The 15,007-nt window shown below is 71.5% G+C and carries 16 protein-coding genes; 6 read left to right on the top strand and 10 right to left on the bottom strand.

The genetic code is table 11. The features are described 5' to 3' along the window. Window positions 1-137 precede the first annotated feature (137 nt). Window positions 138-1,454, top strand: coding sequence for an FAD-binding oxidoreductase (locus BLV05_RS03440; protein ID WP_046766459.1), 1,317 nt, complete (start codon window positions 138-140; stop codon window positions 1,452-1,454). Here BLV05_RS03440 and BLV05_RS03435 read toward each other — a convergent pair whose 3' ends face one another. The 3 genes from BLV05_RS03435 to BLV05_RS35485 are packed head-to-tail and all read right to left on the bottom strand — an operon-like array spanning window position 1,455 to window position 2,816. Continuing rightward, entirely contained in the window at window positions 1,455-2,441 is a 987-nt protein-coding gene (locus tag BLV05_RS03435) for an o-succinylbenzoate synthase (RefSeq protein WP_082154858.1), read from the bottom strand. Window positions 2,442-2,445: 4 nt separating this feature from the next. Next, the gene (locus tag BLV05_RS03430) at window positions 2,446-2,685 is read right to left on the bottom strand and encodes a PIN domain-containing protein (RefSeq protein ID WP_046766460.1); all 240 of its coding nucleotides are present in this window, start codon (window positions 2,683-2,685) and stop codon (window positions 2,446-2,448) included. Beyond that, window positions 2,676-2,816: a hypothetical protein gene (locus tag BLV05_RS35485; RefSeq protein WP_157524184.1), complete on the bottom strand. Its 141-nt coding sequence runs from the start codon at window positions 2,814-2,816 to the stop codon at window positions 2,676-2,678. Before BLV05_RS35485 ends, BLV05_RS03430 begins: the two co-directional genes overlap by 10 nt. 113 nt (window positions 2,817-2,929) lie before the next feature. Here BLV05_RS35485 and BLV05_RS03425 point away from each other — a divergent pair, with 113 nt between their 5' ends. From BLV05_RS03425 to BLV05_RS03415, 3 genes are all read left to right on the top strand, one after another. After that, window positions 2,930-4,339 carry a lipase maturation factor family protein gene (locus tag BLV05_RS03425; RefSeq protein ID WP_046766461.1) on the top strand — a complete coding sequence of 470 codons (1,410 nt, stop codon included), beginning with the start codon at window positions 2,930-2,932 and terminating at the stop codon, window positions 4,337-4,339. A gap of 90 nt (window positions 4,340-4,429) precedes the next feature. Then, entirely contained in the window at window positions 4,430-4,681 is a 252-nt protein-coding gene (locus BLV05_RS03420) for a type II toxin-antitoxin system Phd/YefM family antitoxin (protein ID WP_046766462.1), read from the top strand. Next, window positions 4,678-4,938: a Txe/YoeB family addiction module toxin gene (locus BLV05_RS03415; RefSeq protein ID WP_046766463.1), complete on the top strand. Its 261-nt coding sequence runs from the start codon at window positions 4,678-4,680 to the stop codon at window positions 4,936-4,938. The genes BLV05_RS03420 and BLV05_RS03415 overlap by 4 nt, the downstream gene beginning before the upstream one ends. Window positions 4,939-4,992: 54 nt before the next feature. Here the strand turns inward: BLV05_RS03415 and BLV05_RS03410 are convergent, their stop codons facing one another. Continuing rightward, the gene (locus BLV05_RS03410; RefSeq protein WP_046766464.1) at window positions 4,993-5,280 is read right to left on the bottom strand and encodes a WhiB family transcriptional regulator; all 288 of its coding nucleotides are present in this window, start codon (window positions 5,278-5,280) and stop codon (window positions 4,993-4,995) included. Between the two features lie 221 nt (window positions 5,281-5,501). Between BLV05_RS03410 and BLV05_RS03405 the strand changes: the two genes are divergently transcribed. Continuing rightward, complete coding sequence (locus BLV05_RS03405; RefSeq protein WP_160312694.1) at window positions 5,502-7,961, top strand: transglycosylase domain-containing protein; 2,460 nt, start codon at window positions 5,502-5,504, stop codon at window positions 7,959-7,961. 4 nt (window positions 7,962-7,965) lie between these two features. Here BLV05_RS03405 and BLV05_RS03400 read toward each other — a convergent pair whose 3' ends face one another. From BLV05_RS03400 to BLV05_RS03380, 5 genes are read right to left on the bottom strand one after another with little or no spacing between them, the layout of a single operon-like run. Beyond that, the gene (locus BLV05_RS03400; RefSeq protein WP_046766465.1) at window positions 7,966-9,117 is read right to left on the bottom strand and encodes an ArsA family ATPase; all 1,152 of its coding nucleotides are present in this window, start codon (window positions 9,115-9,117) and stop codon (window positions 7,966-7,968) included. Next, the gene (locus BLV05_RS03395) at window positions 9,114-10,091 is read right to left on the bottom strand and encodes an ArsA-related P-loop ATPase (protein ID WP_046766466.1); all 978 of its coding nucleotides are present in this window, start codon (window positions 10,089-10,091) and stop codon (window positions 9,114-9,116) included. The genes BLV05_RS03400 and BLV05_RS03395 overlap by 4 nt, the downstream gene beginning before the upstream one ends. 45 nt (window positions 10,092-10,136) lie before the next feature. Continuing rightward, on the bottom strand, window positions 10,137-10,952 hold the full coding sequence (locus BLV05_RS03390) for a phosphatase PAP2 family protein (RefSeq protein WP_046766467.1): 816 nt from the start codon (window positions 10,950-10,952) through the stop codon (window positions 10,137-10,139). A 39-nt stretch (window positions 10,953-10,991) separates the two neighbouring features. Beyond that, entirely contained in the window at window positions 10,992-12,644 is a 1,653-nt protein-coding gene (locus BLV05_RS03385; RefSeq protein ID WP_046766468.1) for an ABC transporter permease, read from the bottom strand. Beyond that, entirely contained in the window at window positions 12,641-13,567 is a 927-nt protein-coding gene (locus tag BLV05_RS03380) for an ABC transporter ATP-binding protein (RefSeq protein WP_046766469.1), read from the bottom strand. Before BLV05_RS03380 ends, BLV05_RS03385 begins: the two co-directional genes overlap by 4 nt. Window positions 13,568-13,650: 83 nt before the next feature. Here BLV05_RS03380 and BLV05_RS03375 point away from each other — a divergent pair, with 83 nt between their 5' ends. Then, on the top strand, window positions 13,651-14,163 hold the full coding sequence (locus tag BLV05_RS03375) for a GbsR/MarR family transcriptional regulator (RefSeq protein ID WP_046766470.1): 513 nt from the start codon (window positions 13,651-13,653) through the stop codon (window positions 14,161-14,163). On the opposite strand, the gene BLV05_RS03370 is transcribed toward BLV05_RS03375, so the two are convergent. Further along, window positions 14,120-14,953, bottom strand: coding sequence for a DMT family transporter (locus BLV05_RS03370; protein WP_052762019.1), 834 nt, complete (start codon window positions 14,951-14,953; stop codon window positions 14,120-14,122). The genes BLV05_RS03375 and BLV05_RS03370 overlap by 44 nt on opposite strands. Window positions 14,954-15,007: the final 54 nt, after the last annotated feature.

The raw sequence follows: 15,007 nt of genomic DNA, 5'->3' as shown, positions 1-15,007 counted from the left end.
GATCCGTGCTCAGCACGGATGTCCGGACCCACCCCTCACGGCGATCGTGAAGTCATCGAGAAAAAGTTCCGCCGCGGATGTCGAAAACGGGTTCCGCCCGACGACGTACCGGGTGAGACCGCCCAGAGGAGACCACGATGACGATCACGATCCAGCACCAGCAGACCACCGCGGCGACCGTGCTGCGCGGCGCCATCGCGGGCGACGTCCACGAGCCGGGCGACGCCGGGTACGACCAGCACCGCAAGCCGCTGCTGCCGACGCTCGACCCGCGGCCGGACGTGGTGGTCGAGGCGCGGTCGACGGCCGACGCGCAGGCCGCGGTGCGCGCGGCCCGCGAGCACGGCCTGCCGTTCTCGGTCCAGGCAACCGGCCACGGCACGTACGTCCCGAACAACGGCGGGCTGCTGCTCAAGACGACGGCGATGTCGTCGGTGTTCGTCGACCCGATCCGCCAGGTCGCCCGCGTCCGGCCCGGCACCCTTTGGGGCGACGTGCTGGCGGCGACCCGTCCGTACGGCCTCGCGCCGCTGTCCGGCTCGTCGCCGACGGTGGGCGTCACGGGCTACACGCTCGGCGGCGGCATGGGCTGGCTGGCCCGCAAGCACGGCTTCGCCGCCGACAGCGTCCTCTCCGCCGACATCGTGACGGCCGACGGCAGGCTGCTGACCGTCAGCCCCGACCGGCACCCGGACTTGTTCTGGGCGATCCGCGGCGGTGGCGGCGGCTTCGGCGTCGTCACGTCGCTGGAGTTCCGCGTCTACCCCGTCGCGCAGGTCTATGGCGGCATCTCCTGGTTCGACGTGTCCCGCGCGGCCGACGCGCTGCGCGTGTACCGCGACTGGGCCGCCGCCGCGCCCGACGAGATGAGCAGTGCGGTCGTCCTGACCAAGATCCCGGACGTCGAGGCGATGCCGGCCGAGCTGCGCGGCCGCCGGGCGCTGGGCATCAAGGCCCTGTACACCGGCCGCGCCGACGACGCCGAGCGGCTGCTCCGCCCGCTGCGGCTGGCCGCCGGGCCGGCGCTGGTCGACGGCTACCGGAGCATGGACTACGCCGACGCCGCGATGGGCGGCACACCGGCCCGGTTCTTCGACTTCTTCCCGGCCCTCGGCGACGACGTTGTCGACACGGTCGTCGAGGCGGCCGAGGCCGGCTCGGCGGTCGAGATCCGCAACTACGGCGGCGCGACCGCCCGCCCCGGCCCCGGCGCCGGTCCGGTCAGCCACCGCGGCGTGCCGTTCAGCGTCATCCTCGACACGCCGACGCCGGAGTTCGTCGACCGGCTGCGCCCGCACGGCATCGGCGGCGCGTTCCTCAACTTCCTCGCCGACACCACCCGGACGTCGGCCGCCTACACACCGGCCGACTACGCCCGGCTCTGCTCGGTGAAGGCCGCGTACGACCCGGACGGGTTCTTCGCCCAGGGCCACGCCGCCCTCGGCCGGAACTGATCAGCCCGGCACCGCCAGCGCCCGGACCCGGGCCAGCCGGTCCCGCCACCATCGGTCCCGTTCGGGATCGGGGTGGCGGAACTCGGCCAGCTTCGCCGGGTCCGGGGCGGGCGGTGCAGCTGGGACGTCGATCGCACCGTCCACGGGCCGCAGGCTGGCGTCGTCGCCGACCAGGTCGCCGGTGAACAGCGAGAGCGTGCCGAGCCCGCACGCGTACGGCAGCTCCGGCAGCGCCGCCGCGAGCGCCAGCTGACCGGCCAGCCCGACGCTGGTCTCTAGCGCCGACGACACGACGCACGGCAGCCCGGAAGCCTCCGCGACCCGCAGCGCCCGCCGCGCCCCGCCCAGCGGCGTCCCCTTGACGACGGCGATGTCGGCGGCGCCCGCGACGGCGACGCGGAGCGGATCGTCGGCACGGCGGATGGACTCGTCGGCCGCGATCGGGACGTCCACCGCACGCCGCACCGCCGCCAGCTCGTCCGGCGTCCGGCACGGCTGCTCCGCGTACTCCAGCCCACCCGCCGCCCCGTCCAGCAGCCGCAGCGACCGCACCGCTGTCGCCACGTCCCACACCGCGTTGGCGTCGACCCGCACCCGTCCCGCCGGACCGAGCGCCGCCCGGACCGCCTCGACGCGGGCCAGGTCCTCGGACAGCGCGTCCGGATGGTCGGCGACCTTCACCTTCGCCGTCGTGCACCCCGAGGCCGCGACGAGAGCGTGCGCCCGCTCCGGGCCGACCGCCGGGACCGTGCAGTTGACCGCGATGCGGCCGCGCACCCGCGCCGGCGGCGGCCGCGTCGCCTGCTCGACGGCGGCCAGCAGCCACGACACCGACTCGGCGTCGTCGTAGTCGGCGAACGGGCAGAACTCGCCCCACCCGGCCGGCCCTTCGATCAGCATGCCCTCGCGGACGGTGATGCCGCGGAAGCGCATGCGCAGCGGGATCGCGTAGACCAGCGCGCCCGCGAAGTCGAGGTCGGCAGTCACCAGGTCAGTCGACCGATCCGGCCGGCACGATCCATTCCGCCGGCGACCACGATGCCAGGTGCCGCGCCGCACGCCGTGCTTCGTAGTCGGCTGGAGAGACCGAACCGCGCAGGACCTCGAGGTCGGTGACCGCGCACCGGTACAGCGGCCGCTGGACGCCGAGTACGTCGACTCGATCTGCGACCTGGGGCCTCGCCAGCCGGTGGATGACCGACGGGTCGAACAGGTAGCCCGTCAGTGCCACGCCTGCTCCGCCTCGCGGTCGAGCTCGGCGGGCGTCAGACCGGATGCCGCGACGAGTTCGCCCAGTCGCCGGCGGGCCTGCCGCGCTGTCGTCGCGCGAAGCGCCGCCTCGACCGTCTCGCGCTTCGTCATCGGTCCTCCTTCGCTCGCGATGTCAAAGCAAGGATATTCGCCGGACGTACGAGTGTCGGGCAGGACGTTTGACCAGGCGATCGCCGGGCACCCTACGTGCGGAGGCGCGTGTCATGGACTGGTTCTCCGCCGAGGGCTACTGGCTGGGCCGGCTGGTGTTCCAGCGGGCGCTGGCGGTCGTCTACCTGCTGGCGTTCCTCGGCGCCGTCCGCCAGTTCCGCGCGCTGATCGGCGAACGCGGCCTGACACCCGTCCCGCGGTACGTCGCGCGGGTGCCGTTCCGCAGCGCGCCGAGCCTGTTCCAGCTGCACTACTCCGACCGCTTCTTCGCCGCCGTCGCGTGGCTGGGTGTGCTGTGGTCGGCGGGCCTGCTGCTCGGCCTGGCCGACGACCTGCCGGTGTGGGCGAACCTGCTGGCCTGGGCGGTGCCGTGGGCGCTGTACCTGTCGATCGTGCAGGTCGGGCAGGTCTGGTACGGCTTCGGCTGGGAGTCGCTGCTGTGCGAGGTCGGGTTCCTGGCGATCTTCCTCGGTCCGGCGCCGGTGCCGCCGCCGCTGCTGGTGCTGGTCGCGCTGTGGTGGGTGCTGTTCCGGCTGGAGTTCGGCGCCGGGCTGATCAAGCTGCGCGGCGACCGGTGCTGGCGCGACCTGACCTGCCTGTACTACCACCACGAGACGCAGCCGATGCCGAACCCGCTGAGCTGGTGGTTCCACCGGCTGCCGCGGTGGGCGCACCGGGCGGAGGCGGCCGCGAACCACGTGACCCAGCTGGTCGTCCCGTTCCTGCTGTTCGGGCCGCAGCCGGTGCGTACCGTTGCCGCCGTCGTCGTCATCGTGACGCAGGGCTGGCTGGTGCTGAGCGGCAACTTCGCCTGGCTCAACGCGCTGACGATGGTGGTGGCGACGACGGCGGTGGGCGGCGGCCTGTGGTCGGCGCTGCTCCCGGTCGATCCGCCGTCCGGGCCGTCCGACCCGCCCGCCTGGTACGCCGGCGCCGTCATCGGGCTGGCCGCCGTGCTGGCGGTGCTGAGCTACTGGCCGGTGCGCAACCTGGTCTCCAGCCGGCAGGTGATGAACACCAGCTTCAACCCGCTGCTGCTGGTGAACACGTACGGCGCGTTCGGCAGCATCACCCGGCTTCGGCACGAGGTGGTCATCGAGGGGACCGCCGACCGCGTCCCCAACGCGGACACCGTCTGGCAGGAGTACGAGTTCAGGGGCAAGCCGGGCGACGTGCGCCGCCGGCCGCGGCAGGTGGCGCCGTACCACCTGCGGCTGGACTGGCTGATGTGGTTCGCCGCGATCTCACCGAGCTACGCGCACCCGTGGTTCCCGCAGCTGCTGGCGAAGCTGCGCGACAACGACCCGGACCTGCTGGCGCTGCTGCGGCACAACCCGTTCCCCCACCTGCCGCCGGCCCACGTGCGGGCACGGCTGTACCGGTACCGCTTCACCGACCGGCGGGAGCGGCGCGACACCGGCGCGTGGTGGCGCCGGACGCTCGTCGGCGACTACCGGGCCTGACGGCGAGTCGGTGGCTCACCGCATCGGATGTTTGTGGCGCGCCGCCAGAAGCGCGTACAATTTCCTGTACGTCGACGAAGGGAACCTGGCATGCGCACCATGACGTACTCGGAGTCGCGAGCGAAGTACGCGGAGACGCTCAATGCCGTGGTCGACGATCGCGAGGAGGTGGTCGTCACGCGGTCCGGGCACGATCCTGTCGTCATCGTCGCGCTCGACGACTACCAGTCGCTGAAGGAGACCGCTTACCTGCTCAAGAGCCCTGAGAACGCTCGACGACTGCTGGCTTCGATCGACCGTCTGGAGCATGGCGGCGGCGCGGAGCGGGACCTGGTCGAGTGAAGCTGGTCTGGGACGAGAGCGCTTGGGAGGACTACGTCTGGTGGCAAGCGCAGGACCGCAAGGTACTCAAGCGGATCAACGCACTGATCAAGGACGTGCAGCGCAACGGTAACGAGGGCATCGGCAAGCCCGAGCCGCTGAAGCATGGGTTCCAGGGCTACTGGTCGCGCCGGATCACTGATGAGCACCGTCTCATCTACAAAGTGGCCGACGGGGAGATCCGGATCGCCGCGTGCCGGTACCACTACGCCCTCTGACATGCGCCGGCCCCGGGCTCGTCGCCCGGGGCCTCGGCGTCCTTCTGTGAGGTGTCAGCCGGCCTTGACCGTGTACTCCTCGCGTGCGGCCTCGAGCAGCCCTCGCCACGAGTCGACCTCGGGACGGCGGCGGAGGAGGGCACGACGCTCTCGCTCCGTCATGCCACCCCAGATACCGAACTCCGTCCGGTTGTCCAGCGCGTCGGCCAGGCACTCGGTGCGTACCGGGCAGCCCAGGCACACGGCCTTGGCCCGGTTCTGCGCTGCGCCCTGGACGAACAGTTCGTCTGGCTCGCTGGTGCGGCATGCCGCCAAGCTGGTCCAGTCATCGATCCACGTCATCCGGCTGTCACCCCCGTCAACTCGGTGAACACACCAAACCCTCTCTAGTTCACCCCGATGACGTGACGCTATGCAAACCCGCGGGTCATGACCAGACCCTGATTGACCGAAACCAATATCAGCCGGTTGGCCGATGGCGGCCGGGCGGAGCATCTGATAGCCAGCGGCGCGCCGTCTCTCAGTTAGAGTCAGTGTGGCATAAGCACGTAAGCTTGCCGTCCATGGCGATACGTCCCTCCGCCGTGGTAGCCACGGTGCGCCGCGTCCTCCTCGTTGCCGGCGTCGCCGGCCTGTGCGGCGTCCTGCTCGCCGGCCTCGCCCTGCCCGTGGTCGCGGGCTTGGGGCTGACCGCCCGCGAGAGTGCGAACACGTTCGCCGAGATGCCGGCCGACCTCGAGCCCGGCCCCATGGCGCAGACCTCGTACCTGTACGACGCCGACGGCGCGCAGCTGGCCTCGTTCTTCGAGGAGAACCGCGTCCCGGTCGGGCTCGACGCCATCGCGCCGGTGATGAAGGAGGCCATCCTCGCCATCGAGGATGACCGCTTCTACGAGCGCGGCCCCATCGACATCCAGGGCACCCTGCGCGCGTTCCTGCGCAACGTCGAGGCCGGCGAGACCCAGGGCGGTGGCTCCACGCTCACCCAGCAGTACGTCAAGCAGGTGCGTATCTCGCAGGCCACCACGCCCGAGGAGGTCGCCGACGTCCAGGCGAGCACCGGCACCGAGGGCTATCGCCGCAAGCTCGAAGAGCTGCGCATGGCCGTCCAGGTCGAGCAGGAGCTCAGCAAGGACGAGATCCTCGAGCGCTACCTCAACATCGCCTACTTCGGGTCCGGCGCCTACGGCGTCGAGGCCGCGGCGCGGACGTATTTCTCCACTACCGCCGCGGAGCTGACGATGACCCAGGCGGCGCTGCTCGCCGGCATCGTCCAGCAGCCGGTCGCGTACGACCCCACCAACGACCCCGAGGCCGCGCTCGGCCGCCGCAACGTCGTGCTCAACCGCATGGCCGCGACCGGACGCGCCACCGAGGCGGAGGCCGCCGAGGCCCGTAATGCCGACCTCGGCCTGAACCCCTCCTCCACGCCGAACGGCTGCGTCAACTCCTACGCCGGCTACTTCTGCGACTACGTGGTGCACGAGCTGCTGACCATGCCCGAGCTCGGCGAGACCCCGGACGAGCGTGAGTCGCTGCTCCAGCGCGGTGGCCTGCGGGTGGAGACGACGATCAGCCCGACCACGCAGCTGGCCGCGCAGGAGGCGGTGTCCGACCGGGTGGCGCCCACCGACTCCGTCATCGGCTCGATCGCGACGGTGCAGCCGAACAACGGCTACATCAGAGCCATGGCCAACTCCCGCAACTACGGCGTCGAGGGCGACGGCGTCAGCAACCTCAACTACGCCGTCGACGAGAACATGGGTGGCGGCGCCGGCATCCAGTCCGGGTCGACGTTCAAGGCGTTCGTGCTCGCGGCCGCCATCGACCAGGGCATCCCGCTCAACACGTCGATCAACTCGCCGCAGCAGGTCAACCTGCGGGTGAACTCGTTCACGACCTGCGAGGGGCGCATCCGCAGCAGTGAGGTCTGGTCGCCGCAGAACTCCACCGGCAGCGGCGCGTTCAACCTGCGCACCGGAACGGAGCGCTCGGTCAACACGTTCTACGCCCAGCTCGAGCAGCGCACGGGGCTGTGCGCGCCGGCCACCATCGCGCAGAACGCTGGCGTCATGCGCGCCGACCTCGACGACGACGGCGCGGTGCAGCCGCTGAACCAGGTGCCGTCGTTCACGCTGGGCGCCAACGAGGTGTCGCCGCTGTCCATGTCCGCCGCATACGCCACGTTCGCCAACCGCGGCGCGCACTGCCCGACCACCTCGATCGCCCGGGTGCTCGACAGCGCGGGCAACGTACTGGTCGACCACACGGCGCCGACCTGCGAGCAGGTCCTCGAACCGGCGGTCGCCGACGCCGTCAACTCGGTCCTGCAGGGCGTCATGGAGAACCCCGGCGGCACCGGCGGCCAGATGCGCCTCGAAGGTGGCCGGGTGGCGGCCGGCAAGACCGGTACGACCGACGACGCCATCGCCGTCTGGTACGTCGGCTACACGCCGCAGCTGTCCACCGCCGTGGCCATCGCCGACGTCGAGGCGCCGCAGCAGTCGCTCGACGGCCGCACCTTCAACGGCGAGCGCATCAGCGAGGCGTGCGGTAGCTGCATCCCGGGCCCGGTGTGGAAGCAGATGATGGACGCCGCGCTCGACGGCGCAGAGGAGCTCGCGTTCACCGCGCCCGACCCCGAGACGATCCAGGGCGTTACGGTGCAGGTGCCCGACGTCCGCGGCATGGAGTCCGACCAGGCCATCGAGGCGCTCGATGCCGCGGGTTTCACCGCGTCCGTCGCCGGTGATGTGAACTCGGACTTACAGGAGGGCCTCGTCGTCAACACCGATCCTGGTGCCGGCGCCGAGGTCCCCTCGGGTACGAACATCGCCCTCACGATCAGCAACGGCGAGCCGGAAGTACCCACCGACGACTTCACCGTCGGCCCGCCCACCGAGGAGCCGCCGGTGTTCGGCGACGAGAACGGCAACGAAGAGGGCGAAGGCGGCGAGGACGGCTGGCGCGACGGCTTCTCACCCGGCGAGCTGCTACCGGGCGAGGTGCAACCGGCCAGGTAGGGCGTCAGCGGGCGTCGAAGAGGGCGCCGATCTGACGGAGGCCGTCGAGGTCGTGGACGTCGCCGGCGAGCGCCGGGATGAGGGTGACCGGGACCTCGGGGTGCGCGGTGCTGAACCGTTCGCCGATCCGCTCGTCGCGGGTGGCCAGCTTGAGCCGGTCGGCGTGCAGGCGCAGCAGGGCCGCGGTCAGCGCGTGCTCGCCGGACGACTCCAGCCGCTCGGCCGCCGCGACGGCCTGTTCGGCGCCGATGCCGGCCGCGTCGGAGGCGTGCACCCGGTTGAGCACCAGCCCGGCCAGCGGCATCGCGTCACGACCCAGACGATCGACGAAGTAGGAGGCCTCGCGCAGGGCGTCGTGCTCGGGCGCCGCGACGACGATGAACGCGGTCTCGGGCCGCTTGAGCAGCGCGTACGTCTGCTCGGCCCGCTCGCGGAAGCCGCCGAACATGGCGTCGAGGGCGTTGACGAACGTCGAGACGTCCTTGAGCAGCTCGCCGCCGAGGATCTTGGTGAGCGCCGAGGTGACGACGCTGAAGCCCGCGTGCAGCAGCTTGAGATACGTCCGGCCACCGGCCCGCGCCGTGCCGCCGAGCAGCCGGATCAGCCGCCCGTCGAGGAACGAGCCGAGCCGCTCGGGCGCGTCGAGGAAGTCCAGCGCCGACCGCGCCGGCGGAGTGTCGACGACGATGAGGTCCCAGTCGGACCGGGCCCGCAGCTGGCCCAGCTTCTCCATCGCCATGTACTCCTGCGTCCCCGCGAACGACGACGACAGCGCCTGGTAGAACGGATTGGCGAGGATCTGCTTGGCCCGCTCCGGCGTCGTGTGCTCCTCGACCACCTCGTCGAACGTGCGCTTCATGTCGAGCATCATCGCGTCGAGGCCGCCGCCTGACTCGCCGTCGACGCCCTTGACGGCGCGCGGGGTGTTGTCGAGCTCGGACAGCCCCATCGACTGCGCCAGCCGGCGGGCCGGGTCGATGGTCAGGACGACCGCCTTGCGGCCCCGCTCGGCCGCCCGCAGCGCGATCGCCGCCGCCGTCGTGGTCTTGCCGACGCCGCCGGAGCCGCAGGTGACGACGATGCGGATGCGGCGGTCGTCGATCAGGCGGTCGACGTCGAAGTGCGGGGGCTTCGCGGCCCGTGGCCCGGGATTCACACAGCACCCTGCTCGGCCAGTGCGTCGGCCAGCTCGTAGAGGGCGGTCGGGTCGATGCCGTCGGCGATGCGCGGCAGCTCGTACATCGGCCGGCCGAGCTCGTCGACCTGCGTCCGCTGGGTCTTCTCCAGCGCGGTCCGCTCGGCGTGGTCGGCGGCCTCGCGGGTGAGCAGGCCGACCACGCGGTCGGACGCGGGCAGCCCGGCCGCGCGCAGCCCGGCCAGCACGTCGTCGTGGTCGAGCCGGCCGCGCCGGGCGGCGGGCAGCGACCGGGCCGCGAGGTGCGGCGGCCGGACCTGGTTGACGATGACGGCGCCCACCGGGATGTGGGCGGCCTGCAGCGCGGCGACGGCGTCGGCGGTCTCCTGGACCGGCATGTCCTCGAGCAGCGTCACGACATGCACGGCCGTGCGCGGGCTGTGGATGAGGTCGGTGATGGAGTTGGCCTGCCGGTTGATCGGGCCGACCCGGGCCAGCGACGACACCGACGTGGTGACGTCGAGGAAGCGGACCACACGGCCGGTCGGTGGCGCGTCGAGCACGACGGCGTCGTAGGCGAAGTGGTCGCCGGTGCGCCGCCGGGTGGCCTCGTACGCCTTGCCGGTGAGCAGGACGTCGCGCAGGCCGGGCGCGATGGTGGTGGCGAAGTCGACGAAGCCGAGCTTGTCGAGCGCGCGACCGGCCCGGCCGAGCCGATAGAACATCGCGAGGTACTCGTGCATGGCCTCGCGCGCGTCGATGGCCAGCGCGTACACCTCACCGCCGCCGGGCGCGGAAGCCACCCGCTGCTCCTCGTAGGCCAGCGGCGGCACGTCGAACAGCTGCGCCAGACCCTGCCGCTCCTCGACCTCGGCGATCAGCACCTTGCGGCCGCCGGCGGCCAGCGCCATGGCGAGCGCACCCGCCACGGTCGTCTTGCCGGTGCCACCCTTACCGGTGACGACGTGCAGCCGCACGCCCTCCCAGTCGCCCATACCTGTGCCCTCGCTCGAACGTCATGTCTTGCACAGGATATGAGCCTATGGAACCGCCGGCACGTGCTGCTTGAAGTCACGCAACGAGCGCCCGTGCAGCAGCCGCTGCAGCCCGAACCCGGCCGCCAGCGTGAGCCAGCCGCCGACGGCGTCGAGCACGTAGTGGTTGCCGGTGGCCGTGATGACCAGCACGGTCGCCAGCGGGTACAGCACGCCCAGGACACGCACCCAGTTGTGCTTGGCGAACATGATCAGCGCGATGCCGCACCACATCGACCAGCCGGCGTGCATGGACGGCATGGCGGCGTACTGGTTCGACAGGTCCTGCAAGTCGCCGGACGTCAACGCGCCGACGGTGTCGTGGATGGCGACGGTGTCGTAGAACAGGCCCGACGGCAGCAGCCGCGGCGGCGCCAGCGGGTACAGGTAGTACCCGAACAGCGCCAGGCCGGTGGTGAACGCCAGCACGGTGCGGGCCGCGCGATAGCGGCCGGGATGGCGGACGAACAGCCAGATCAGCACCGCACCGGTGACCACGAAGTGCAGGAACACGTAGAAGTAGTTGACGGTGACGGTCAGCCACTCGACGGCGTGTACGGTGTGGTTCAGCCAGAGTTCGAAGTCGATCTGCACGTCCTGCTCGGTGGTCCAGATGCGCACGCTGTTGGCCATGGCGCGCGCCTGGTCGTCGGGGACGCTGTTGCGGATCAGCGAGTAAACGGCGTAAACGGCGGCCAGGATGCCGAGCTCGACGATGAGGACGGGACGCCGCGGCGTGCGGAGATGTCGCACCAGCCGCCGGAAGACCGACGGGGCGCGCGCGGCGGCCGGCGCAGGGGCGTCCCGCGCCGGCTCGTCCACGACTGATGGATGTGCCACCCTGGTTCCCCCAGTACCGGTTCAGGTCGTCGTCAGGTCACGCCGGCGGAAGCCGAGCAGACCGATCCAGACCAGAGCGACCGCTAGCACACCCATTATGACAACCGCTACCGTGTCGAGGTCTCCTCCTGGAAGAGTAGAAGCGGCCTGGAAGGGCGAGACGTTCGTCACCCAGTCGGGGAACTGGAAGAATCCGCCCAGTACGCCGACCACGACGCCGTAGGTCAGGACGACCCACGACAGCTGCACCAGTTGCGGTGCCAGGCCGCTCAGCGCGACGGCGACGGCGATGACCAGCCACATGCCCACGGTGTGCGCCACCGCCGCACCGAGGAGCCGCCCGAAGACGCTCCCGTCGTCCAGCGCGATGGACGCTGTGATGCCCAGGCCCAGCCCGCCGACCAGCATGACCAGCAGGCTGCCGGCCAGTGCCACGGCGAGGTGACTGGCGGCGAACCGGGTCCGCGAGACCGCGGTGGCGAGCACCGGTTCGGCCCGGCCGGAGGTCTCCTCGCTGCGCAGCCGGAGGACGGCGGTCAGCCCGTATGCCGCTGCCAAGAGCGCCATCATGAGCACGACTATGGCCATGAAGCCGTCGATCAGACTGTCGGCGTCGCCCAGGAAGTCCTGCAGGGTCGAGTTGTCGGAGGCGAACTCCTCGATCGACGGGGCGAGGCTGCCGTAGGCGAGACCGAACACCAGCAGGCCCACGCCCCAGCCGATGAGGCCGCCGCGCTGCAGCCGGACCGCCAGGCCCAGCGCCGACGACAGCTGCCGATCGGCCCGCGGGCTGCCGAGCCGCGGCTGCACCAGGCCGGCGCCCACGTCGCGGCGGCTGGTGGTCGCGTAGGCCGCGGCGACCAGCAGCGCAGTGAGGCCCACCGAGAGCAGCAGCGGCCACCAGCGGTCGTCGACGTACACCTTGGTGCGCTGGGCCCAGCCGATGGGCGAGAGCCACGACAGCGCCTCCGTGCCGACGTCGCCGATGGCCCGCAGCCCGAATGCGACGCCCAGCACGGCGGCGCCGAGGCCGGTCGCGGCCCGGGCATGCTCGGTGACCTGCGCCGTCAGTGCGCCGACGCCGGCGAAGACCAGACCGACGGATGCGACCGCGGCCCCGAACAGCAGCGAGCTGGAGGTGGACAGGTCGTCCAGCGCCGCCGGCATCAGCAGCCCGAGCAGCAGGGCGATCAGCACGTTCGCGCCGGCTACGACGGTGAACGCGGCGGTGGTGCCGGCGTGCCGGCCGAGCACGCCGGCCCGGAGCAGCTCAGTGCGGCCGGTCTCCTCCTCGGCGCGGGTGTGCCGAACCATCAGCAGAATGCTCATCAGAGCCATGGTGATGGCGACCCAGAGCAGCAGCTCGTTGGCCGTCATGGCGCCGAAGGTGTAGTTGTCGGTGCCGTACGCGGGGCCGGTCAGCGCGATGGTGGCGGGGTTGTCGAGCAGGTCGGCGCGCGCCTGGCGGTCGGCCGCCGTCGGGTAGGTCTCTGGAAATGTCGGCAGGCTGCCCACGACCAGCAGGACGATGGCGCCGATCCAGATCGGCAGCCGGACGCGGTCGCGGCGCAGGATGAACCGGATCATGATGCCGGTTCCGGTGAGGGTGGTCCCGCCCTTGCCCCGTTGTGCGGTGTGCTGGCGGGGCCGGGCCTCGGCGATCGTGACGCTCACGACGAGGCACCCGCCTTAGCCACGGCCGCTTCGGCGGCGACCTCGTCGCCGTAGTGGCGCAGGAACAGCTCCTCTAGCGTGGGCGGCTGACTGGTGAGTGACAGGATGCCGAACGGAGCGAGGTGTTTGACGGCGCCGTCGAGCACAGCGGTGTCGACGCTGAAGCTGACCCGCCGGTCCTCGACCACCAGGTCGTGGATTCCGGCCAGCTGGTCCAGGCCGGTGGCCGGACGCTCGGTCTCGGCCATGATGGACGTGCGGGTGAGGTGCCGCATTTCGGCCAGCGTGCCGCTCTCGACGATGCGGCCCGTCCGGATGATGCTGACGCGGTCGCACAGCTTCTCGACCTCGGTCAGGATGTGGCTGGACAGCAGCACCGTCTTGCCATCGTCCTTCCACTCGTCGATGCACTCGTTGAACACGGCCTCCATCAACGGGTCCAGCCCCGAGGTCGGCTCGTCGAGGATGAGCAGCTCGACGTCGGAGGCGAGCGCGGCCACCAGCGCGACCTTCTGCCGGTTGCCCTTGGAGTAGGTGCGGCCCTTCTTCCTGGGGTCGAGGTCGAACCGCTCGAGGAGATCCTGACGGCGCTTCTCGTTCAGCCCGCCGCGCAGTCGGCCGAGCAGATCGATGGCCTCGCCGCCGCTGAGGTTGGGCCAGAGGTTGACGTCGCCCGGGACGTAGGCCAGCCGCCGGTGCAGCGAGACCGCGTCGTTCCAGGGGTCGCCGCCGAGCAGCCGCGCGGTGCCGGAGTCGGCCCGCAGCAGCCCCAGCAGCACGCGGATCGTCGTCGACTTGCCGGCCCCGTTGGGACCGAGGAAACCATGGACCTCGCCGGTGGAGACCCGCAGGTCGAGCCCGTCGAGCGCACGGACCGTCCCGAAGGTCTTCACGACGCCGGCGACGTCGATCGCAGTTGTCATGATGGCGACACTACACACTCTTCACAGTTTTGTGAATTGCTTTAAGTCCGTTATGGTCGAGAACACAACGAGGGGGTGGGAGTGTGTCCGGCCAAGACACTGAGCGGGCGCGCAGCCGGTTCGTCGAGCAGTTCGCGCTGGCCCTGAACGACGCCGGCATGCAACGGATGCCGGCCCGGGTGTTCGCGTACGTGCTGGCCTCCGACGCCGACACGCACACCGCGGCTGAACTGGCCGACGGCCTGCGGGTCAGCCCGGCCGCGATCTCCGGTGCCGTGCGGCTGCTCGTCGACATGGGCATGCTGGTGCGCGACCGCGTCCCCGGCGACCGCGTCGACCATTACCGCATCTACGAGGACGACGTCTGGGCGACCGTCGTCGGGCGGCAGGAGCCGATGTTCCGCCACATCGACGTGCTGCTCACCAACGGCCTGCAGTCCTTGGCGCCGGGGGCCGGCTACTCCCGGGTCCACCAGACCCGCGAGTTCTACCGGTTCCTGCAGTCTCAGATCGAGACGCTGGCGGTGCGCTGGCGCGAGCACCGGGCGGCGGTCACGGCGTCACCGGAACCTGCTCGGGCCGCGTCGGGCGAGTGACCGGCGCCCGGCTGCCGCGGGCCAGCAGCACCACGCCGGCCGCGGCGGTCAATGCGGCGGCCACGGACAGCGTCACCTCGGCCGGGCCGCCGGTGAACCGCTCGCCCAGCAGCCCGATGCCGATGGCCGAGGCGGTCACGGGGTTGACGATGGTCGCGGTGGCCAGCGGGGCGCCGAGCCCGCCGCGGTACGCCCGCCGGGCCAGCAGCAGGCCGGTGGCCGCCAGCACCAGCACGACGGCGCTGGCCGGCTGGAGCGCCGCCGCCGCGCCGTCGTCGGCCACGCGGATGGTCACGGTCTGCGTCAGCGCGGACGACACGCCGAACGTCGTGCCCGAGGCGAGCGCGAACAGCAGGCTCCGGCGGATCGGCCGCGACAGGAGCCGCGAGGCGGCGGCGACGGCGACCGCGATGAGCGCGACGACCGCGACCGTGAGGAGCAGGATCTGCGTGGAGCTCAGTTCGCTGCGCGGCCGGGTCGGCGCGGCCAGCAGCAACAGCGCGGCGAGGCCGGCCATGCTCAGCGCCATGCCGCGCCACTCGCGCGGGGTGACCCGGCGCCGCGTCAGCGCCCACGAGAGCACGAGCGCAAACGCGAGGCTGAGCACGCCCAGCGGCTGCACGAGGGTTAGCGGGCCGAAGTGCAGGGCGCACACGTGCAGGCAGGACGCGGCGACGGTCAGGGCGGTGGGGTACCACCAGCGGCGCTGGGCGACCATGCCCAAGGCGGCCAGCGCGTGCAGGCTCGCGGCGCCGACGGCGAACATCACCGCGAGGCCCGTGCTGCTCACGCCATCCCCCAATCAGGCACCGAAGGGTGGGTCCGACCGCAACGCCCGCGGCTC

It is taken from the genome of Jiangella alkaliphila (genome assembly GCF_900105925.1).
In the GTDB taxonomy this organism is placed as follows: Bacteria; Actinomycetota; Actinomycetes; order Jiangellales; family Jiangellaceae; genus Jiangella; species Jiangella alkaliphila.
The sequence above is the reverse complement of the archived record's forward strand: the minus strand, read 5'-3'. Positions and strand labels throughout refer to the sequence as shown.